Consider the following 20178-nt stretch of genomic DNA (forward strand, 5'->3'; position numbering starts at 1 on the left):
GGATAAGCTCCCACAGATGGGCCGCACGATCGGCCGTGCTATCCGTCAGTTCCGCGAGACGCAGGAAAAGATGACGGCCGTTGTTCAGTCCGAGATCATCGATCCGGTAAGCGAGGCCGCGTCGGCTCCGGTCAAGCCCAAGAAGGCTGCCGTCGACGACGATTCCGATGCGGACGAGGGCGCCGCCGAGACGGCTGCGTCCGCAAAGAAGGAGACCTTTGCCGAGCGCCGTGCCCGTCTTGCTGCCGAGAAGGCCGCGAGCGAGGGTGCTGCTGAGGGCGAAGGCGCTGCTGATGAGGCCGAGCCCGCCAAGGCCGAGCCTGCCGCCGCCGAGCCCGAGCTTGCTGCAGAGCCGGAGCCCGAGCCCGAGCCGGCAGAGCCCACGACGGCCGATCTCTACGCCCGTCGTCCCCGCAAGCGCAAGGCCGTCGTCGACCAGCTCGCTCGCGAGCTCGAGGCCGAGGACGACACCGCTGCCCCGAAGGGAGGCGATGAGTAATGCCTATCGGACCTGCGCGTATGCCGCTCTTCGATCACCTGGGAGAGCTCCGTCGCCGCCTGACCATCGTGGTCGTGTCGGTGTTTGCCGCCGCTATCGTGCTGTATTTCGCCACGCCTGTTGTGCTCGACATCCTGGAAGATCCCATCCGCTCCTTTGTGCCGGACGGTAAGTTCTACATCACTACCACGCTCGGCGGCTTTGGCTTGCGCTTCTCGCTGGCCATCAAGATGGCCGTTGTCATGTGCACGCCCATGATCATCTGGCAGATCTTGGCGTTTTTCTTGCCGGCGCTTCGCCCCAACGAGCGCAAGTGGGTCGTGCCCACGGTGCTCGCCTCGACGGTGTTGTTCTTCCTGGGCGCTATCTTTTGCTACTTCATCATCATCCCTGCAGGCTTTGAGTGGCTCATCGGCGAGACCTCGGCCGTCGCTACGGCGCTGCCCGACCTGGAGAACTATGTCAACATGGAGCTGCTCTTTATGATTGGCTTTGGTGTGGCGTTTGAGCTGCCGCTCATCATCTTCTACCTTTCCGTCTTCCATATTGTGTCCTATGCGGCCTTCCGCAGTGCCTGGCGTTTCGTGTACGTTGGCCTGCTTGTGGGCTCGGCTGTGATTACGCCCGACGGCTCGCCCGTTACGCTGGGCCTCATGTATGGCGCCCTGCTCTCGCTCTACGAGATTTCGCTTGCCATCGCCCGTGTGGTCATTACCGCGCGCGAGGGCAAGGAGGGCTTGTTTGTGAGCCGTCTGGACCTGTTTTCGGACGACGAAGAGGACGACGAGGAGTAAATCGGTATGCACGAGGTTGGCATTGTCAACGGCATACTCGATACAGTGATTCGCGCGGCGCGTGGGGCGGGGGCCTCGCGCGCCGTTTTGGTAACGCTGCGTATCGGGGATATGACCGAGGTCGTGCGCGAGGCGCTCGACTTTGCGTGGGAGACATTTCGTGACGAGGACCCGCTCACGCGCGGCTGCGAGCTTGCCGTGGAGGAGGTCCATCCACAAAGCGAGTGCTTGGACTGCGGTGAGGTCTTTGAGCACGACCGTTTCCATTGCCGTTGTCCCCAATGTGACGGCGCCAACGTGCGTCTGCTGCACGGCCGCGAGCTCGACATCGCCAGTATCGAAATCGAAACCCCCGACGATTAGCCCGCCAGCCACCTGGGGACGGGGTACAAAGGGGCTAAAGTAAGGAGCGCTAAGTATGGCCGAGAAAACGATTGATATCGCATCGCCGATTCTGTCGCGCAATGAGCGCCTGGCAGATCAACTGCGTCAGCGATTTAATGAGACAAACACCTATGTGATCAATGTGCTGTCAAGCCCCGGCTCGGGTAAGACAACCACGATTTTGGGCACCAACGAGCGCCTACGCGACAAGGCCGGCCTGCGCTGTGCCGTCATCGAGGGCGATATCGCCTCGGATGTCGACGCCATCACCATGAAGGAAGCCGGCATGCCCGCCATTCAGATCAACACGGGCGGCCTGTGCCACCTCGAGGGCAACATGATCATGGAGGCCGTCGACGCCTTCGACCAGGCTGTGGGTCTGGAAAACATCGACGTCATCTTTATCGAAAACGTGGGCAACCTGGTCTGCCCAGTCGACTTTGACCTGGGCGAGAACCTGTCCATCATGATCCTCTCGGTGCCCGAGGGCGACGACAAGCCCATCAAGTACCCGGGCATCTTCCAACACGCCGGCGCGCAGCTGCTCAACAAGGTCGACGTGGCCCCGGCTTTCGATTTTGACATGGATAGGTATACTAAGACACTCGATGACCTCAATCCGCAGGCGCCGCGGTTTGCCGTGAGCGCGCGCAAGGGCGAGGGCATGGATGCCTGGTGCGATTGGCTCATCGGGCAGATCGAGCAAGCAAGGGCGTAAGTCGGCCGCCACAAGCGCGGGCGCAGCCGCAGAGACACGAGATAGGAGCCTCTTTTGAAGCTCATCATCGCCGAGAAAAACGACGCCGCGCGTCAGATCGCCGAGCGTCTGTCCACGGGCAAGCCCAAAAAGGACAAGGTGTACAACACCGCCATCTACCGTTTTGAGTGGAAGGGCGAGGAGTGTGTGACGATCGGCCTTGCCGGTCACATCCTTGCGCCCGATTTTTGCGACAGCGTGCTGTTCGATAAAAAGCTGGGCTGGTATTCGGTCACCGAGGACGGCGAGATGCTGCCGGCCGACATGCCCGATGGCCTGGCTCGTCCGCCGTACGACACCAAGCGTAAGCCGTTCCTTGCCGACGGTATTTCCATCAAGGGCTGGAAGCTCGAGAGTCTGCCCTATCTTACCTGGGCGCCCGTCATTAAACTACCGGCTGAGAAGGAGCTCATTCGTTCGCTCAAGAACCTTGCCAAGAAGTCCGACAGCGTCATCATCGCCACGGACTTCGATCGCGAGGGCGAGCTGATCGGTTCGGACGCCCTCAACAAGGTGCGCGAGGTTGCGCCCGACCTGCCGGTCGCCCGCGCCCAGTATTCTTCGTTTACCAAGGCCGAGATCACGCAGGCCTTCGATAACCTCGTCTCGCTCGACCAGAACCTGGCCGACGCCGGCGAGAGCCGTCAGCACATCGACCTCATCTGGGGTGCGGTGCTCACGCGTTACCTGACGCTTGCCAAGTTTGGCGGCTTTGGTAACGTGCGCTCTGCCGGCCGCGTGCAGACGCCGACGCTTGCCCTGGTGGTTGAGCGCGAGCGCGAGCGCATGGCGTTTGTGCCCGAGGATTATTGGCAGATTCGCGGCATGGGTGCCGCTCAGGGTGCTGCCGAGGATGACCGCTTTAAGATCGCTCACAAGACGGCACGCTTTACCGACAAGGACGCTGCCGAGACGGCGTACGGCCATGTCGACGGCGTTGCGACGGCAACCGTCGCCGCGGTGACCAAGCGCTCGCGCAAGCAGCAGCCGCCCACGCCGTTTGCGACCACCTCGCTGCAGGCTGCCGCCGCGGCCGAGGGCATCTCGCCCGCACGCACCATGCGCATCGCCGAGTCCCTCTACATGGCGGGTCTTATCAGCTACCCGCGTGTCGACAACACCGTGTACCCCGCGACGCTCGATCTGGGCGCCGTGGTGAGCGACCTTGCAAAGATCAACCCGGCGCTGGCGCCTGTGTGCAAAAAGGTGCTCGCCGGTCCCATGAAGCCCACGCGCGGCAAAGTCGAAACCACCGACCACCCGCCTATTTACCCCACGGGCGAGGGCGATCCGTCCACGCTCGACGGCGGCCAGCGCAAGCTCTACGATCTCATCGCCCGCCGCTTCCTGGCGACGCTTATGGGTCCTGCGACCATCGAGAACACCAAGCTCGAGCTCGATGTGAACGGCGAGCCGTTCGTGGCTTCGGGCGACGTGCTCGTGACCCCGGGTTTCCGCGAGGCGTACCCGTACGGACTCAAGCGCGACGAGCAGATGCCGCCGCTGGAGCAGGGCGACACGGTCGACGTGTTCGACATTAAGCTCGAGGCCAAGCAGACCGAGCCGCCCGCGCGCTACAGCCAGGGCAAGCTCGTGCAGGAGATGGAAAAGCGCGGCCTGGGCACCAAGTCCACGCGCGCGAGCATCATCGAGCGCCTGTACGCCGTGCGTTACCTCAAAAACGATCCCGTGGAGCCGAGTCAGCTGGGTATCGCCATTATCGATGCGCTGTCGCAGTTTGCCCCGCGCATCACGAGTCCCGATATGACCAGCGAACTCGACGGCGACATGACCCGCGTGGAGCGCGGCGAGGACACCGAAGAGCATGTCGTGACGCACTCGCGCGCGCTGCTGGCCGGCGTGCTCGACGAGCTGCTCAAGCATACGCAGGAGCTGGGCGACGCTATCAGCGACGCCGTCACGGCCGATGCGCGCGTGGGTGCCTGCCCCAAGTGCGGCAAGGACTTGGTTATGAAGACGAGCGCCAAGACCCGCGGCAGCTTTATCGGCTGCATGGGCTGGCCCGACTGCGACGTGACCTATCCGGTGCCGAGCGGCGTCAAGGTAAGCCCGCTCGAGGGCGAGGCGGCCGTGTGCCCCGAGTGCGGTGCGCCGCGCATTAAGTGCCAGCCGTTCCGCCAAAAGGCCTTCGAGATTTGCGTGAACCCCACGTGCCCCACCAACTACGAGCCTGATCTTAAGGTGGGCGAGTGCAAGGTGTGTGCCGAGGCCGGGCGTCACGGCGACCTGATCGCACACAAGAGCGAGAAGAGCGGCAAGCGCTTTATCCGCTGCACCAACTATGACGACTGCGGCGTGAGTTATCCGCTGCCGGCGCGTGGCAAGCTCGAGGCGACGGGCGAGACCTGTCCCGAGTGCGGCGCCCCCATCGTGGTGGTCAATACGGCGCGCGGCCCGTGGCGTATCTGCGTCAACATGGACTGCCCGACCAAGGAGAAGAAGCCCGCCCGCGGCCGCAAGACTGCGACCAAGGCGAGCACGGCGAAGAAGACCACAGCAGCAAAGAAGACTTCGACCGCCAAGAAGTCGACTGCCAAGAAGACTGCCGCGAAAAAGACGACCACCAAGAAGGCGGCCGACGACAAGTAACCGAGCACATATAGACACGGCGGGGCCGGGCGCGCAAATGCAAATGCGCGCCCGGCCCCACTTCTAAGTTGCGGTGAAATAGGGACTGTTTTTGCTGGCAAAAGGCCTAATTAATCCCTATTTCACCGCAAGTTTTGATCAGTTGTTGGGATTACTTTACCTCGACGGGCTTGGCGCCGGGATAGCGGTCCTCAAAGTCCTGACGGTACTTGTTGCTGTTGGTTCCCGGCTCGTTGTCGCCTGCCAGCGGCGCCACGATTTCGTCCTTATGGTCCGCGGGCTTTGCGTACTTTAGGCTGATCTCCCAGGCATCGCAGATCGCGTCGATGCGGTGGTCCAGGTCGTCATACAGGGCGACGATGTCTTTCCAGGAGCTGTAGTTCTTAGAGCTCATGGGGACGTCCAGGTCCTCGACGATATCGTAGTACTGTTCGATGGTGTCTTCCGTGCGCTCGGCGACATCAGCGAGATTTTGACGGGCGGTACGGTCCTCTTCCAGATAACCGCCATTGAACGCCTCTGCGCAGGCACGGACCTGGCTATCGAGATCTTCGAGCAGGTCGTAGTATTCGCTCAGACGACGGTAGAGGTTTTGCTCGGAGAGGGTTGCTTCGCCGTCATCATCATCGTCGTAAAGGCTATTGAGGTTGCCAAGGGGCTTAAGGTCGTCGGAGTCGACATCATGGTGCAGCTTGGTAACCTCGGCAGTCGTCTGCGTGGCAGCGTTGTCGAACGGCTTGATCACAAAGAAAATGACCAGGGCGATGATGATTGCCACCAGCACAACGATAACGGCGATAAGCGCCTTGGTAGCGCTCTTTTTTGCGGCGGGGGCCTGCGGTGAATCAGACGCGTACGCAGACGCCGGTTCCTGTTGGGGCGGGGTGTCCGCGACGGGTATGCGCTGCGTCGTTTCGACCGCCGCGGGACCGGCAGCGGGGTCGGGGCGATAGGCGAGGGGGTCGTCCGGCTTAGCTTGCGGCGTATCGAGGGAGCCGGTCTGCTCAAACGCGGGCTGGCCATTGCTCGCGGTTGTCTGCTCAACGGGTGCACCGCACGAGGTGCAGAACTTGGCATCATCTGCAAGAAGCTTGCCGCACGAGGCGCAATACCGAGACATTGCCACTCCTTTCGCCACATTTCAATGCAATACGACGATTATACCCACCGTTCAAAATTCCCCATCATAAGTTGCGGTGAAATAGGGACTGTTTGGCGATCTCAGAGCTTCAATCAGCCCCTATTTCACCGCAACTTTAGAAAGGCACCTTTAGTCATTGGGCACGTTCTTGAACGACTAGTCATTTAAGAACGTGCCCAATGACTAGGTCCGATTTGGGGTGCGCCGGACGCTGGGGTATCATGGCTTGGTTGGTATATCTGCATTTACGCGCCTTGTAGGAAGGGGCTGCGCTCATGGCTTTTGAGCCCGCTCAACATAGCTTTATCACGCTCGAGGGCGTCGATGGCGCCGGCAAGTCCACGCAGGCGCGTCTGCTTGCCCGCGCGCTCGAGCTCGCTGGCTACCAGGTTGTGAGCCTGCGCGAGCCGGGCGGCACCGCCATTAGCGAAAAGATCCGCGCTCTGCTGCTCGACCCCGCCAACACGGCGATGGGCGACACCTGCGAGTTGCTGCTCTACGAGGCAGCGCGTGCCCAGCTGGTGCACGAGGTCATAGCTCCCGCCCTCGCTGCCGGCAAGGTAGTCCTGTGCGACCGTTTCTACGATTCCACGACCTGCTACCAGGCGTTTGCCGATGGCCTCGATCGCCAGATGGTGCGCGATGCCAACAACCTGGCCGTCGCGGGGACGCACCCGGCGCTCACGCTCGTCTATCACATCACGCCCGAGCAGGCGGCGCTACGCATGGCAGCTCGTGGCGCGGCCGACCGCATGGAGGCAAAAGGCATGGCATTCCAAGAGCGCGTTTACCAGGGATTCTGCAGCATTGCTGCCGAGGAACCCGCCCGCGTAAAGCTCATCGACGCTACCGCGACCATCGAGGAAGTCTTTGCGAAGACGGTCGAGCAGGTTCGCGCGTACGGTCTCGACATTCCGCAAGACGCCGTCGCCGCCGCACTTGCCAAGGAGGCCGAGTAACGTGGCCCCCGCTCAGGCAAGCCTGCTGGCCAAGCTCGACACCCAAGAGCGCGTGCGCGACTTTTTGACCAACGCCGTCGCCAGCGGCCGCGCATCGCACGCCTACCTGTTTTTGGGCGCTCCCGGCGCCGGCAAGCTCGATGCCGCATGGGCGCTCGCCCAGGCCTTCCTGTGCGAGCAGGACGGCTGCGGCGCATGCGACAGCTGCGTGCGCGTTGCGCGGCACACACACCCCGACGTGCACTATTACACGCCCGAGAGCGCCACGGGCTACCTCATTGCCCAGACCCGCGAGTTGCTCGATGACGTGCCGCTGGCGCCCATCCGTGCCAAGGCCAAGGTCTACATCATCGACCGTGCCGAGCAGCTGCGCGCTAACACCGCCAACGCACTGCTCAAGACACTCGAGGAGCCGCCCGAGGGCGTAATGTTTATCTTGCTGGGCACCTCCGCCGACGTGATGCTGCCCACCATCGTGAGCCGCTGCCAGTGCGTGCCGTTTCGGCTGGTGTCGCCCGCCGTGGCCGCGCGTGCCGTGAGTCGCGCGACGGGTCAGGATCTCGCGCGTTGCCGCATGGCGGTCGCCGTGGCGGGGAGTCCTACGCGCGGCATCGAGTTCCTTAAGAGCGCCGAGCGCCAGGATGCTCGCCGCCAGATGCTCCGCGCCATCGACTCGCTCATCGCTGCCGATGAGGCCGATGTGCTCAGCCGCGCCAAGTCGCTTATTGTCGCCGTTAAGGCTCCGCTCGCCGAGGTCAAGTCCACACAGGAAAAGGTGCTCGAGCAAAACGCCGACTACCTGTCGCGTGGAGCATTGAAGCAGCTTGAGGACCGCAACAAGCGCGAACTCAACGCGCGCGAGCGTTCGGGTATCATGGAAGCGCTGGCGAGCGCGCGGACGCTCATGCGCGACGTGCTGCTGACACTTCAGGACGAGGCGGCAGGCGTTGTGAACGAGGACGTGCGCGACACGATCGGGCGGCTTGCCGCGGCGACGAATGTTGCGGGTGCCACCCAGGCGCTCGAGGCGGTTGCCACGGCTGAGCGCAACATCGCCAGAAACGTTACTCCCCAGCTGGCCATCGAGGTCATGCTGTTCGATATCAGGAAGGCACTGAAATGCCGTTAGTCGTACCCGTTAAGTTTACCTACGCCTCGCGCGACCTGTGGTTTGACCCGCAGGATCTGGATATCCTCGAGGCCGATTATGCCATTTGCTCCACCGAGCGCGGAACCGAGATCGGCCTGGTCACGGCCGATCCCTTCGAGGTGCCGCAAGATGAGATCGGCCAGCCGCTCAAGCCCGTGCTGCGCGTGGCGAGCGACATCGACCTGCAGCTTGCCGACGACCTGGCCATCCAGGGCGACGAGGCGATGGTCGATTTCCGCCGTCTCGTCAAAGAGCTCGACCTCGAGATGAAGCCGGTCGGCGTCGAGTACCTGTTTGGCGGCGAGAAGGCCGTGTTCTACTTTGCGGCCGAGGAACGCGTCGATTTTCGTCAGCTCGTCAAGGACCTGTCCTCGACGCTGCACATTCGCGTCGACATGCGTCAGATCGGCGTGCGCGATGAGACCCGCCTGGTGGGCGGCTATGCCCAATGCGGACAGGAGCTCTGCTGCACGCGCTTTGGCGGACAGTTTGAGCCCGTCTCGATTCGCATGGCAAAAGAGCAGGACCTGCCGCTCAACTCGTCCAAGATCAGCGGCGTTTGCGGCCGCCTGATGTGCTGCCTGCGCTATGAGTTCGAGGCGTACAAGGACTTTAAGAGCCGCGCGCCCAAAAAGAAGACGCTCATCGATACGCCGCTCGGCAAGGCGCGTATCCAGGAATATGACACGCCGCGTGAGCAGCTGGTGCTGCGCCTGGAGAACGGCAAAGTCTTTAAGGTCAACCTGGCCGATATGACGTGCTCGGAGGGCTGCAAAAAGAAGGCCGCCGAGCAGGGCTGCAACTGCCGCCCCGACTGCGTGACGCGTGACGTGCTCGAGCGCATCGAGTCGCCCGAGATGCGCCTGGCGCTCATGGAACTCGATCGCGAGAACGGCGTCGACGTGGGCGATGGCCTGTCGAGTGCCGACCGTCTGGCCGGCACGTCGATGCCCAAGCGCCGTCGCCGCGATGCCGAATCCGATGCTCGCTCCGGTCAGGGCCAGGGCCAGGGCGAGGGCCGTGGCCGCGGAAAGGGCCGCGGCAAGGTCGAGGCGCCTGAGGCCGAGGAGGCGGCCGATGGCCGTCGCCGCCGCAAACGCGCAGCGTCCGTCGACAATGGCGAGACCGCGGGCAAGAACGCTTCCCGCGAGCGTGAGGCTCACCAGCCCCAGCAGCAAAACCGCGGCGGTGGCATGAACCCCACGCGCCGTCGTCGCCGTCACCTGTCGAGCGAGGAGCGCGAGGACGCCTTCCGCGCCGCAGCCGCTCGCGAAGCCGGTGCCGCTCCCAAGGGCGCCTCGGCCTCCGACGCGCCTGCCGACAAGGCTGGCAAGCCGCGTGGCGATGAGGAGCGCGCGCCACGTCCGCGTCGTCGCCATTCCTCGGGCACGCAGCAGAAGCCCTCGGTTCCTTCCGTGGCCGATCAGGTTTCGGATGGCGAAGTCAAGGTCACGCGCCGTCGCCCCGGCGATGGCGGGGGAGCTGCCGCCAAGGCTTCGCGCGGCGGCTCTCGCGACGAGCGCGAACCGCGTGAGGATCGCGGTGGCGAAGGCTCGACCGACCAGGGTCAAAAGCGTCGCCGTCGCCGTCGCTCCCGCAAGCCGCGCCAGGACGGTGGCGAAGGCTCGACCCACACCTCGTCTGCACCGCAACCGCCTGCCGGCGAATAACGTCCGTAAGCGGATGTAACCCGCCTGACCCCAGCGCCTCTGGGTATCATGGCTCTACACCGACAACCCTCCCTTCGCCTTCGCGTAGGGAGGGTTGTGTCATGAAGAGACATCTGAACGTATTGACTCGCTTGCAAGGTGCAGGTGTCCTACCGTTTGCGGACGAATTGCTACCGCTTGCCGAGCGCGCGACATACGAGGCGCTCGAGGCGTTGTCGCCCACGCGATGTGCCGGCTGCGAGCGTTCCGGTGCGCTGATCTGCCAGGATTGTCTGGCGTTGCTCGTGCTCATCGATCCGTGCCATAGCTGCATCCGATGCGGCGCCCCGTTTGGGGATTTGCTGTGTACCGAGTGCTCGGTCGAGGGCACGTCTTCGGCAATGGCCGAGGCGCTTGATCGCTGCCTGACATGTGCCGTCTACGCGCATCCGTTGCCGCGCATCATCAAGGCGTACAAGGATGCGGGCGAGCGTCGTCTGGCACCGTATCTGGCGGAGTTGCTCTACGACACCGCCTTGCATGCCCAGGTGGCAGCCCCCGATCGCTACGGAAGTGTGCTGTCCGGCGCCGACGCGGTGGTATTTGTGCCCGCGACTGCGGCAGCGTTTCGGCGGCGTGGTTTCGACCATATGGAAGCAATCGCGCGCTCGTTTTGCGATCTTTCGGGCGTGCCGTTGCTGGACGCCCTGGTCAAATACGGTCACGGTGACCAGCGAGAGCTCGGTCGCGATGAGCGCCGGGAACACGCCCGGGGCATGTACGAGACAGTCGAGGATGTGCGCGGCTGCCGCCTGCTGCTTATCGATGATGTCATTACTACGGGCGCGACCATGGCAGCGGCCTCGGCGGAGCTCAAGCGCGCCGGCGCCGCAGCAGTCGATGGCCTCGCTATCGCACGCGTTTGGTAGGGGTGGTTTTGTGGCAGTGAAGATTGAGCGGCGCAACGAGCCGACAAGCGAACAGCTAGCGGCTTCCGTAATTCTGACGGGTGCCTCGGCGCTACGCATGATGCGCGCCGAGCGCCGACAAATGGGTTACATCAGCTGGAGGGACCTCGATCCCGATGAAGAGCGCCGCGCGCTGCGCACGTCGTCGCCCTCGACCGAGGACATCTATCTTCCCGACTTGGTGCGTATTGGAGCCGCAAGCGGCGAGGTGCAAGAGGATTTGTGCTTGCTGGTGGGATCTGCGGCGCAGCGCCGCCGCATGCCTGGCGTGGGCTGGTCCGTGTGTTCCGGGTTGCCTGCCGGCTCGATTCTAGAGGTGGAGCCGGGTGTATACAGTCTATCTCCCGAGGCCCTTTGTGCTGCCGTTGCGCGCGAGGTCGGCTGCATCCAGGCATTTGCCCTGGCTCAGGAGCTGTGCTCTAAGATTTCGCTGAGTGACCGCGGGAAGTATCTGCCTCCCTACACCTCGCCTGTTACGAATAAACTTGCAAAGGACAAGGACCGGCCAGCAGATGTGGGCTACTTTGAGGTTGAGCCGGTGCTGACGCCCGATCGTCTGGCAGATTACCTCGCGGTATGCAAGGGGAATGCGGCCAAACAACTGCAGCGTTTGTGTCCCTACTTGTCAGAAAACCTGCGCTCGCCCATGGAGTGCATCATGCTCGCTCTGTTTTCGCTTCCGTTTTCCTATGGCGGATTTGCCTGCGGTCCCTTTAAGACCGACTACAAGATTGAGTTCGATGACCGCGCGCAGGCAATCTCGGGGATGTCGCACGCAGTTTGCGATGCGTATCAGGAAACAGCCCGGTTTGACCTGGAATACAACGGTGAGCTGGGCCATTCCTCCCGGAGGGGACGTATCCATGATGAAAAGCGCAACACGGGCTTGATTACTATGGGAATCGAGGTCGCGACGGTCAACAACGAAATGCTCTGTGACATGGAAGCGATGGAAGCGCTCGCATGGCGCATCCACCAGCGCATGAGTAAGCGATATCGCAACCGTGTTGACGCTCGCAGAAAGAAGCAAGAGGCGCTATTTAACACGCTGCGGGCGTGTTTTGGGCTTAAGCCGGTTTAATTCACGTCGAAAATAGGGGGTTAATCATATGCCCTGGCCAAAATATGGCAAATATGAGTACTGTCACTAAATCAGTAACAGCAAAATCAAGGAATTTTGGACTCGGAGGCGGCGTAAAGTAAGAAGATAATAAACAAATGTAGAAAAACTAAGCATCAAGTTGGCGGCACTGAGCGCAAAATCTGTCCGAGAGGCCAAAATTACCTGTTACTAAATTGGTAACAGTACTCATATTTGCCATTTTTTGGCCACGGCACCCTAAGACGGGTGTGTTGGGGCTTTCCATAGGGGAGCGACGGGCTCAATCAGAGCGCGTGCGGCCCGTCCTGACCTGCGAAATCTGTACTCGCGATGCGAATAACGCCCCTAACCTTAAACTTTAGCTTGAACTTAGCTATAATGCGCTACGTTCCTGCCAGGCTGTGGTTGCGGGCGGACGAAATGCCCGTCCTAGTCCAAGACAGACGCGGTCAAAGGGATCCACGTAAGCGACCGCGTGCGCGCGGCGCGATCATGGCGCGTCCTAGATGTAAGCCGCACCGTCCGTTCTACTTTCTTTGGGGCAATACCGCCTCGCGGGCGAGCGGGCCAGTCGTGAAGGTGGCTGCGGCCTCCCGAGCAAACACCCCGGTGCGCAAGTGTGGGGTCAAATACCAGGTCAGCTGGTGGGAACAACCTGATATTCCGCGCAACGCACGGATCGTATACGACACAGAAGGCAGGGTAGTGGACATGGTGAGGGGCAGCTTGATGCACGCGGCTCGGTTAGGTGCTGGGACCGCAGCGGTCATCGCCGTTTTGGGCCTGAGCGGATGCGCGTTCAACCCGCTGTCTACGTTCACGACTCCCACGATCGACCAGATCGAGTACGAGACCGTCACGCCGGCGGTGTCGGACGATGCCCTGGTCACTCCCGGAACCCTGACGGTCGCCCTCGATACTTCCGATGCGCCGCAGGCCATGCAGGGCGCCGACGGCGAGCTCACGGGGTATGCGGTTGACGCCGCCCGCGCCCTCGCAAGCCGCATGGGCCTTAAGGTCGCCTTTGTCGATGCGTCCTCGGCAGGTTCCGCGCTCGGCGACAAAAAGGCCGATATCTTTATCGGCGAGATCAACTCCACGGACGGGGACATTAGCTCGCTCGGCACCTGCCTGTACGATGCCACTTCCGTGTTCGGTAAAACTAGCGATGGTGGGTCGCTAAGCGTTTCCACCGATACCCTTAACACGTCTACTCTGGGCGTTCAGATGTCCTCGGCCTCGCAGGAGGCGCTTGCTAAGCAGAGCATCACCGCCAACCAAAAGACCTACTCCAACATCAACGAGTGCTTCGAGGCGCTCGAGTCCGGCGAGGTCGACTATGTGATCTGCGACTCCACAGCCGCCGGCTATCTTGCACGCCTGATGAGCGAGGTCTCCTATGTCGGTGCGCTCGAGGCGCCCTCGACGCTTGGTGTTGCGGGCCTCTCGTCCAATGACGAACTGTGCCGTGCCGTGAGTGATGCCCTCGACGACATCACGGTCGACGGCACGCTCGAGGCGGTTCACTGCGTCTGGTATGGCAGGACGCCCTACGACCTCACCACTAAGACGGTTTCGGGCGCTAACGTGCAACCGGGCGACTCTGAGTCCAGTGAGACCACGTCCTCCGGCAGCGAGTCTTCCGATTCCAACAATGAGACCGCATCCTCCGAGGACAAATCGTCCAGCCAGGAAGGCACCATCACTGACGACGACATTAACAAACTCAATAGCTAGTTATTGCTAGGGGTGGTGTCTCCTATACGTTGGAAAGGACGACTCTTCACGGTTTCAACACGCACTGCCGGGCTTCCCCAATAGGGGAGCCTGGCTTTTTCATCCCTATAAAACCAGCAGGTCAAAGCCAATTTTCGGGACCAAATATAAAGCCGCCAGCTCCCTCCTATAGCGCACTTTGCCACAGAAAAGTGCGAGACTTCGGTATGCGGTATCAAGCAATCGTTATTCGGGTCTTTAGGAATCCGCGTGATTAAATGCACGGCAATGGGTACATAGCCAGTACAGTAAGTCCCCGAGGCAGATTGGAGCCACGTATGGATATCAAGGTTTCTGGACGCAAGACGACGGTAACCGATGCTCTGCGTGCGCATGTGGATGAGAAGATCGGCGAGGCGCTCAAGGTTTTCGATATCGAGCCCATGACGGTCGACGTTGTACTTCGCTATGAGAAGAACCCCTCGAACCCCAACCCGGCAATCGTCGAGGTCACGGTTCGTGCCCGCGGTTCGGTGATTCGCGTTGCCGAGCACGGTGCAGATATGTACGCCGCCATCGACCTCTCCGCCGATAAGGTCACCCGCCAGCTGCGCAAGTTCAAGACCAAGGTCGTGGACAACCGCCAGGGCGGTGCCAGCGCCGCGGATGTCGCGCCGGTCGAGCGCGTCGAGGATCTGGCCGACCTGCTGCTGCCCGAGGAGGAGGACGACCTGCTCGTCCGCGAGAAGGTCATCGACGTCACCCCGATGACTGAGGAGCAGGCGCTGGTGCAGACCGATCTGCTGGGCCACGACTTCTACGTGTTCGAGAACGCGACGACTGGTCTCATCAATGTGGTGTATCACCGTAAGAATGGTGGATATGGCATCATCAAGCCCCGCATCGAAACACTTGACGAGTAAAATACGTTAACTTGCATGAGTTAACGGTTGGCGGCCATCCCATGCGGGTGGCCGCCTTTTTACGTAAGGAGTCGCTTTGATGGACAAGGCCGCATCCGCCGGTCATTCGAACCGTTGCCGCATCGTCGTCGATACCTGCTGCGACTTTAGCCCCGAGGTCGCCGCGAACCTCGATGTCGATATCCTGGGTTTTCCCTTCATTATCGATGGCGAGGAGCGCACGGACGACATCTGGTCGAGTATGAGCCCTAAGGAGTTCTACGATCGCATGCGTGACGGTGCCCGCGTGTCTACCTCCGCCGTGTCGCTCGGTCGCTATATCGAGTTCTTTACCGAGTGCGCCAAAGAGGGCACGCCCACGGTCTACCTGTGCTTTACCTCGGCCCTGTCGTCGAGCTACAACTCCGCATGCCAGGCGGCAGATGCCGTGCGCGCCGAGTATCCCAACTTTGAGCTCTACGTGGTCGACAACGCCCTGCCCTGCGCGACCGGCGCGCTCTTGGCGCTCGAGGCCGTGCGCCAGCGTTCGGCGGGACTGACCGCCAAGCAGCTGGTCGATTGGGCAAACGAGGCAAAGACCTACGTCCACGGCTACTTTACGCTCGAGAGCTTCGACGCGCTGGCTGCCGGCGGCCGCATTCCGCCCGCGGCGGCGCAGCTCACGGCAAAGCTCGATGTCAAGCCCGAGCTCTCCTACGACCTGGCCGGCTCGCTGTCGCTGATCGGCGTCAACCGCGGCCGCAAGAAGGCGCTCAAGTCCATCCTCAAGTCGTTCCGCGAGAACTACGTGCCCGATCGCACCATGCCCATCGCCATCATGACGGCCGATGCCGAAAAGGATGGTGACTGGCTCGAAGCCGCCATCCGCAAGGAGGAGGGTTGCGCCGACGTCACGATCATTCGCGGCTCCGTGGGTCCCACCATCGGCTCGCACGTGGGCCCCGGCATGGTGGGCTGCGCGTTTTGGGGTAAGAACCGCGCCAACAAGGCGTCTCTTTCCGACCGCATCGCCCGCCGGGTGCGCGGCCAGTAGGCAGGCGCTGCGTCCGTAATCACCCTCGACTCACAGCCCAAACGCTGGCACCGAGTATTCAACCTGGTAATAACACCCAACCCAAAAGGAAAGGTTTCATGGCAAACAAGCTCTCTGTCGCATTTATCGGCACCGGAATTATGGGTGCCCCCATTGCCGGCCACATTCTGGACGCTGGCTATCCCGTCACGGTCAACAACCGCACCAAGTCTAAGGCCGCCGCGCTTATCGAGCGCGGTGCCGCTTGGGCCGATACGCCGGCCGATGCCGCGGCGAACGCTGACGTTGTCTTTACCATGGTGGGCTATCCCTCCGAGGTCGAGGAACTCTACCTGGCGGGCGACGGCCTGCTCGCGTGCACCAAGCCGGGTGCGGTCCTGATCGACCTCACCACGAGCTCGCCCGAGTTGGCGCGCGACATTGCCGAGGCCGCCCAGGTTTCCGGCCGCATGGCGTTTGACTGTCCCGTCACCGGCGGCGAGTCGGGCGCTATTGCCGGCACGCTCACGGCTATCGTGGGCGCTACCGAGAACGACATCGCCCCGGTCCGCGACATCCTTTCCACCTTTGCGGCAACCATCTGCTGCTTCGACGGCGCCGGCAAGGGCCAGGCTGCCAAGCTCGCCAATCAGGTGTCGCTGGGCGCCTGCATGGTCGGCATGGCAGACGCCATGGCGTTTGCCGAGCTGAGCGGCCTTGACCTGGAGAAGACCCGCGAGATGATCCTGGGCGGCACCGGTAAGTCCGGCGCCATGGAGAGCCTGGCTCCCAAGGCGCTCGACGGCGACTACAAGCCCGGCTTTATGGTCGAGCACTTCATTAAGGACCTGCGTCTGGCGCTCGCTTACGCCGACGATCGTGAGCTCGCGCTGCCCGGCGCCGACGTCGCCTTTACGCTCTATGACATGCTCGACGCCATTGGTGGCGCCAAGCTGGGCACCCAGGCCATCACGGTCCTTTACAAGGAGGAGGCCGACGCCATCGCCGCCGGTCTGGACTGGTCGCAGTATCGTCCCGAGGAGCATGGCGCTCACGAGGACGGCTGCGGTTGCGGTGAGCATGGCGGCGACCACGAGTGCGGTTGTGGCCACCACCATGGTGAGGACCACGAGTGCTGCGGCGGCCACGGCCATGACGACGGCCACGAGTGCTGCTGCGGCCATCATCACGAGGAGTAGCGCCCATGAGCTGGACGTTCGTGGTACTTGCGCTGGTGCTCTTTCTCTTTGCGATCTACATCGGCTTTTTGTGCGGCCAGTGGGCGTGCGAAAAGCGCGTCATCACCAAGCGCGACTACTGGATTGCCAACTTTGCGGGCGCGGCGGCAGTCGTTCTACTGACCTGGGTGTTTTCGCTGTTCCCGCTGGTGCAGTTTGCGCCGATCGGCTGGCTCGGCGGCTTTATCGCCGGCCTTAAGATGAGTTTTGGCGAGTCCGTCGGTCCGTGGCGCAAGCACGACGAGGTCTTTAACGTCAACAAGGCTCATCGCGCCGTCGCCGACGCGGGCGACGCTGAGGAACGCCGCCGTGCGCGTCGCAATGGCGCGGCCGACCGACAGCTCATCTCGGTCACCGATGACAGCAAGGGTGCTGGCAAGCACGCTAAGAAATAGTAAGAAGAGGTAACTATGGCAGAAAACAAAGACGAACAGCTCACCGACGAGGAGCTGGCACAGCTTCAGCTGGCAGAGGAGAACGAGAACGCCGTCGACCGTCTGGTCCAGGAGCTCGGCTGCCCCACGCGCCGCATCCGCCAGTTTGCCGCTCGTGTGCTGCACCTGCTTGCCGAGCGCGATCCGCAGCGCGTCGTGCCCTGCGTGCCCGTGCTGATCGAGGCGCTCGACCGCCCCGAGGCGCAGACCCGCTGGGAGGCCCTCGATGCCCTGACGGCGCTCGCTACCACCTGCCCCGAGCAGCTGGGCGATGCCTTTGAGGGCGCCGAGACTGCACTGTTCGACGAGATCTCCTCCACGCTGCGCTATGCCGCCTTCCGCCTGCTGTGCGTGTGGGGTGCCACGAGCGTCGAGCGTTCGCGCGAGGCTTGGCCCATCCTGGACGAGGCCATCCAGTGCTACCACGGCGACCTTGAGTATCGCGACATGCTCGGTTGCCTGTACGAGTTTTGCCAGGGCGAGATCGACGCCGAGGTTGCCGAGAAGCTCGCGCTGCGCCTTAAGTTCGATGCCGAGAACGGTAAGGGCAGCTATCTCAAGGCCCGTTCGAGCGAGATTTGCGAAATGCTTGTTAAACGTTTTGGCCTGGATCTCTCCAAAAAGAAGAAGCGTGCTAGCGTTAAAAAATCTGACGACGCCGAAGACGAGGAGTAACAGATTATGGCGCACGATGTAGTCCTGATTCCCGGTGACGGTATCGGTCCCGAGATTACGCAGGCCATGCGCCGCGTGGTCGAGGCTGCCGGTGTCCAGATCAATTGGAACGTCCAGGAGGCCGGTGCCGGCGTCATGGACGAGTTTGGCACGCCGCTGCCCCAGCACGTGCTCGATGCGGTCGCCGAGACCAAGGTTGCCATCAAGGGCCCCATCACCACGCCGGTCGGCACGGGTTTCCGCAGCGTCAACGTGGCCCTGCGCAAGCACTTCGACCTGTACGCCTGCGTGCGACCCTGCCTGTCGCAGCCGGGCGACGGCTCGCGCTTCCGCGACGTCGACCTGGTTATCGTGCGCGAGAACACCGAGGACCTCTACGCCGGCATCGAGTTCGATGAGGGCGCTACCGAGGTCGAGGAGCTCTCGCAGCTTGTCGAGCGTTCGGGCCAAAAGACCTTCGCCGCCGATTCCGCGATCTCGATCAAGCCAATCTCTATCGCCAAGAGCCACCGCATTGTGGAGTATGCCTTTGAGTATGCCCGCCGCTGCGGCCGCAAAAAGGTGACGGCCGTGCACAAGGCCAACATCATGAAGGCGACCGACGGCCTGTTCCTGCGCGTGGCGCGCGAGGTGGCCGCCAACTATCCCGATATCGAGTTCAACGACAAGATTGTCGACGCCACCTGCATGGGCCTGGTCCAGAACCCCAACGACTTCGATGTCCTGGTGCTGCCCAACCTGTACGGCGACATCGTGAGCGACCTGTGCGCCGGCCTCGTGGGCGGCTTAGGGATGGCCCCCGGCTCCAACATCGGTGCCGACTGCGCCATCTTCGAGGCGACGCACGGCTCCGCGCCCGATATCGCTGGCCAGGATATCGCTAACCCCACGGCCGAGATTCTGTCTGCGGCTATGATGCTCGATCACCTGGGCGAGAACGACGCGGCCAATCGCATTCGCGCTGCCGTTTCTACCACGCTCGACGAGGGTGAGCAGGTTACCGGCGACGTTCGTCGTGCCCAGACCGGCTCCGTTGAGGGCGCTGTGGGCACGCAGGCCTTTGCCGATGCCGTTATCGCGCACCTGGCCTAAGGCATGCAGACTGCAAACGCCTAAATAGTACTTAAGTGTTTGCGTATAACCTAAGAATCAATACGCCCGGCGCTCTGTCGGGCGTATTCTATTGCGGACTATGTTTCCTAACAAGGAGTAACTGATATGGGTCTGATTCAAAAGAAGGACGAGAAGGACGAGATCGACGGCATCCAGATCATCGAGCGCGGCGAAGGCCCCGACGGTGACGAGGACGAGAAGATCGACCTGGTCGCCGGTACGTCTGCCGAGCACATTGCTGCCGGCACGACCGCCGAGGAGGAGGACGCCCGCCTGGAGGCTCAGATTGCCGCGGATGCCGCTGACGAGAACCTCATGCCCGAGGAGCAGGACGAGGACGACTCCGATGAAGACGACCATGCATCCAAGCACAAGAAGACGATGATTGCCGCCTTTGTGGTTGCCGTCGTGATCGCTGCTGTGGTCGGCTTCTTTATTGGCAATGGCGGCTTTGGCGGCAAGGGTGTTGGCTCGGCGACCCTGACCGAGGACCAGCTCGATTCGACCGTGGCAAGCTATAGCTACAACGGCAAGAAGAGCGACATCACCGCGCGCGAGGCCATTGAGAGCCAGTACAGCCTCGACACCGTCAAGGATAGCGATGGCAACTACACCGCTCCCTCTGCCGACGTCATCCTGTCCTACGTGCGCAACAAGATCCTGCTGGACGCTGCCGAGGACGAGGGCATCACCGTCTCTTCTAAGGAAATGAAGAAGTACGCCGAGGATTCCATCGGCACCTCCGACTACAAGACCATGGCCACGCAGTATGGTGTGTCCAAGGATCAGGCTAAGCAGATCGTCCGTCAGTCCGCGACGCTGCAGAAGCTCTACAAGAAGAAGGTGGGCGATAGCTCCGCAAGCATGCCGACTGCTCCGACCGAGCCTGCTGACGGCAACGAGGAGACCGCGAGCAAGGACTACGCCGACTACATCATCAACCTTGCCGGCGACGAGTGGGATAGCGAAAAGGGTACCTGGAAGGACGCCGATAGCACCTACGCTAAGGCCTTCGCTGACGATGCCTTTACTGCCGATAGTGCCACCTACAAGC

Annotated in this window: 19 protein-coding genes; 18 read left to right on the top strand and 1 reads right to left on the bottom strand. The window is 62.1% G+C overall.

What is annotated here, in order from left to right:
- The 5 genes from AB5164_RS06860 to AB5164_RS06880 form a co-directional block, all read left to right on the top strand.
- Window positions 1-499 (top strand): twin-arginine translocase TatA/TatE family subunit (locus AB5164_RS06860; protein ID WP_368147918.1); only part of this gene is annotated, 499 nt, incomplete at its 5' end.
- Window positions 499-1293 carry a twin-arginine translocase subunit TatC gene (tatC, locus tag AB5164_RS06865; protein ID WP_368142434.1) on the top strand — a complete coding sequence of 265 codons (795 nt, stop codon included), beginning with the start codon at window positions 499-501 and terminating at the stop codon, window positions 1291-1293. The genes AB5164_RS06860 and tatC, both read left to right, overlap by 1 nt.
- Before the next feature lie 6 nt (window positions 1294-1299).
- A complete protein-coding gene (gene hypA / locus AB5164_RS06870) occupies window positions 1300-1656 on the top strand; it encodes a hydrogenase maturation nickel metallochaperone HypA (protein WP_368142435.1) in 357 nt (118 codons plus the stop codon).
- A gap of 55 nt (window positions 1657-1711) precedes the next feature.
- Window positions 1712-2395 (top strand): hydrogenase nickel incorporation protein HypB, encoded by a 684-nt coding sequence (gene hypB, locus AB5164_RS06875; RefSeq protein WP_006235936.1) that lies wholly within the window; start codon window positions 1712-1714, stop codon window positions 2393-2395.
- Window positions 2396-2449: 54 nt separating this feature from the next.
- Entirely contained in the window at window positions 2450-5044 is a 2595-nt protein-coding gene (locus AB5164_RS06880; protein ID WP_368142436.1) for a DNA topoisomerase I, read from the top strand.
- A gap of 151 nt (window positions 5045-5195) precedes the next feature.
- On the opposite strand, the gene AB5164_RS06885 is transcribed toward AB5164_RS06880, so the two are convergent.
- On the bottom strand, window positions 5196-6164 hold the full coding sequence (locus AB5164_RS06885) for a zinc-ribbon domain-containing protein (RefSeq protein ID WP_368142437.1): 969 nt from the start codon (window positions 6162-6164) through the stop codon (window positions 5196-5198).
- A 296-nt stretch (window positions 6165-6460) separates the two neighbouring features.
- On the opposite strand from AB5164_RS06885, the gene tmk reads away from it, so the two are divergent.
- From tmk to AB5164_RS06950, 13 genes are all read left to right on the top strand, one after another.
- On the top strand, window positions 6461-7144 hold the full coding sequence (gene tmk, locus AB5164_RS06890) for a dTMP kinase (RefSeq protein ID WP_368142438.1): 684 nt from the start codon (window positions 6461-6463) through the stop codon (window positions 7142-7144).
- A 1-nt stretch (window position 7145) separates the two neighbouring features.
- Window positions 7146-8273 (top strand): DNA polymerase III subunit, encoded by a 1128-nt coding sequence (locus AB5164_RS06895; protein ID WP_368142439.1) that lies wholly within the window; start codon window positions 7146-7148, stop codon window positions 8271-8273.
- Window positions 8264-9964, top strand: coding sequence for a PSP1 domain-containing protein (locus tag AB5164_RS06900; protein ID WP_368142440.1), 1701 nt, complete (start codon window positions 8264-8266; stop codon window positions 9962-9964). Before AB5164_RS06895 ends, AB5164_RS06900 begins: the two co-directional genes overlap by 10 nt.
- A 101-nt stretch (window positions 9965-10065) precedes the next feature.
- Window positions 10066-10872 (top strand): ComFC family protein, encoded by an 807-nt coding sequence (locus AB5164_RS06905; protein WP_368142441.1) that lies wholly within the window; start codon window positions 10066-10068, stop codon window positions 10870-10872.
- Window positions 10873-10882: 10 nt separating this feature from the next.
- Entirely contained in the window at window positions 10883-11992 is a 1110-nt protein-coding gene (locus AB5164_RS06910; protein WP_368142442.1) for a hypothetical protein, read from the top strand.
- A gap of 732 nt (window positions 11993-12724) precedes the next feature.
- Window positions 12725-13750, top strand: a complete 1026-nt coding sequence (locus AB5164_RS06915; protein ID WP_368142444.1) for a substrate-binding periplasmic protein — start codon at window positions 12725-12727, stop codon at window positions 13748-13750.
- Between the two features lie 317 nt (window positions 13751-14067).
- Complete coding sequence (gene hpf, locus AB5164_RS06920; RefSeq protein ID WP_035137685.1) at window positions 14068-14652, top strand: ribosome hibernation-promoting factor, HPF/YfiA family; 585 nt, start codon at window positions 14068-14070, stop codon at window positions 14650-14652.
- A gap of 79 nt (window positions 14653-14731) precedes the next feature.
- A complete protein-coding gene (locus tag AB5164_RS06925) occupies window positions 14732-15685 on the top strand; it encodes a DegV family protein (protein WP_368142443.1) in 954 nt (317 codons plus the stop codon).
- A gap of 98 nt (window positions 15686-15783) precedes the next feature.
- Window positions 15784-16863, top strand: a complete 1080-nt coding sequence (locus tag AB5164_RS06930; RefSeq protein ID WP_368147919.1) for an NAD(P)-dependent oxidoreductase — start codon at window positions 15784-15786, stop codon at window positions 16861-16863.
- 5 nt (window positions 16864-16868) lie between these two features.
- Complete coding sequence (locus tag AB5164_RS06935; protein WP_368143189.1) at window positions 16869-17297, top strand: hypothetical protein; 429 nt, start codon at window positions 16869-16871, stop codon at window positions 17295-17297.
- 15 nt (window positions 17298-17312) lie between these two features.
- Window positions 17313-18011: a HEAT repeat domain-containing protein gene (locus AB5164_RS06940; RefSeq protein WP_368143188.1), complete on the top strand. Its 699-nt coding sequence runs from the start codon at window positions 17313-17315 to the stop codon at window positions 18009-18011.
- A gap of 6 nt (window positions 18012-18017) precedes the next feature.
- The gene (locus tag AB5164_RS06945) at window positions 18018-19103 is read left to right on the top strand and encodes an isocitrate/isopropylmalate dehydrogenase family protein (RefSeq protein WP_368143187.1); all 1086 of its coding nucleotides are present in this window, start codon (window positions 18018-18020) and stop codon (window positions 19101-19103) included.
- Between the two features lie 126 nt (window positions 19104-19229).
- On the top strand, window positions 19230-20178 hold a 949-nt coding region (locus AB5164_RS06950), incomplete at its 3' end, for a hypothetical protein (RefSeq protein WP_368147920.1).

Source organism: Collinsella aerofaciens (genome assembly GCF_040915425.1).
GTDB classification, from domain to species: Bacteria; Actinomycetota; Coriobacteriia; order Coriobacteriales; family Coriobacteriaceae; genus Collinsella; species Collinsella aerofaciens_BW.

Excerpts from the sequence above, each read along its gene's own strand:
- tatC (WP_368142434.1), top strand. The coding sequence starts at position 499 with ATGCCTATCGGACCTGCGCGTATGCCGCTCTTCGATCACCTGGGAGAG.
- hypA (WP_368142435.1), top strand. The coding sequence starts at position 1,300 with ATGCACGAGGTTGGCATTGTCAACGGCATACTCGATACAGTGATTCGC.
- hypB (WP_006235936.1), top strand. The coding sequence starts at position 1,712 with ATGGCCGAGAAAACGATTGATATCGCATCGCCGATTCTGTCGCGCAAT.
- AB5164_RS06885 (WP_368142437.1), bottom strand. The coding sequence starts at position 6,164 with ATGTCTCGGTATTGCGCCTCGTGCGGCAAGCTTCTTGCAGATGATGCC.
- tmk (WP_368142438.1), top strand. The coding sequence starts at position 6,461 with ATGGCTTTTGAGCCCGCTCAACATAGCTTTATCACGCTCGAGGGCGTC.
- AB5164_RS06900 (WP_368142440.1), top strand. The coding sequence starts at position 8,264 with ATGCCGTTAGTCGTACCCGTTAAGTTTACCTACGCCTCGCGCGACCTG.
- AB5164_RS06905 (WP_368142441.1), top strand. The coding sequence starts at position 10,066 with ATGAAGAGACATCTGAACGTATTGACTCGCTTGCAAGGTGCAGGTGTC.
- AB5164_RS06915 (WP_368142444.1), top strand. The coding sequence starts at position 12,725 with ATGGTGAGGGGCAGCTTGATGCACGCGGCTCGGTTAGGTGCTGGGACC.
- hpf (WP_035137685.1), top strand. The coding sequence starts at position 14,068 with ATGGATATCAAGGTTTCTGGACGCAAGACGACGGTAACCGATGCTCTG.
- AB5164_RS06925 (WP_368142443.1), top strand. The coding sequence starts at position 14,732 with ATGGACAAGGCCGCATCCGCCGGTCATTCGAACCGTTGCCGCATCGTC.
- AB5164_RS06930 (WP_368147919.1), top strand. The coding sequence starts at position 15,784 with ATGGCAAACAAGCTCTCTGTCGCATTTATCGGCACCGGAATTATGGGT.
- AB5164_RS06935 (WP_368143189.1), top strand. The coding sequence starts at position 16,869 with ATGAGCTGGACGTTCGTGGTACTTGCGCTGGTGCTCTTTCTCTTTGCG.
- AB5164_RS06940 (WP_368143188.1), top strand. The coding sequence starts at position 17,313 with ATGGCAGAAAACAAAGACGAACAGCTCACCGACGAGGAGCTGGCACAG.
- AB5164_RS06945 (WP_368143187.1), top strand. The coding sequence starts at position 18,018 with ATGGCGCACGATGTAGTCCTGATTCCCGGTGACGGTATCGGTCCCGAG.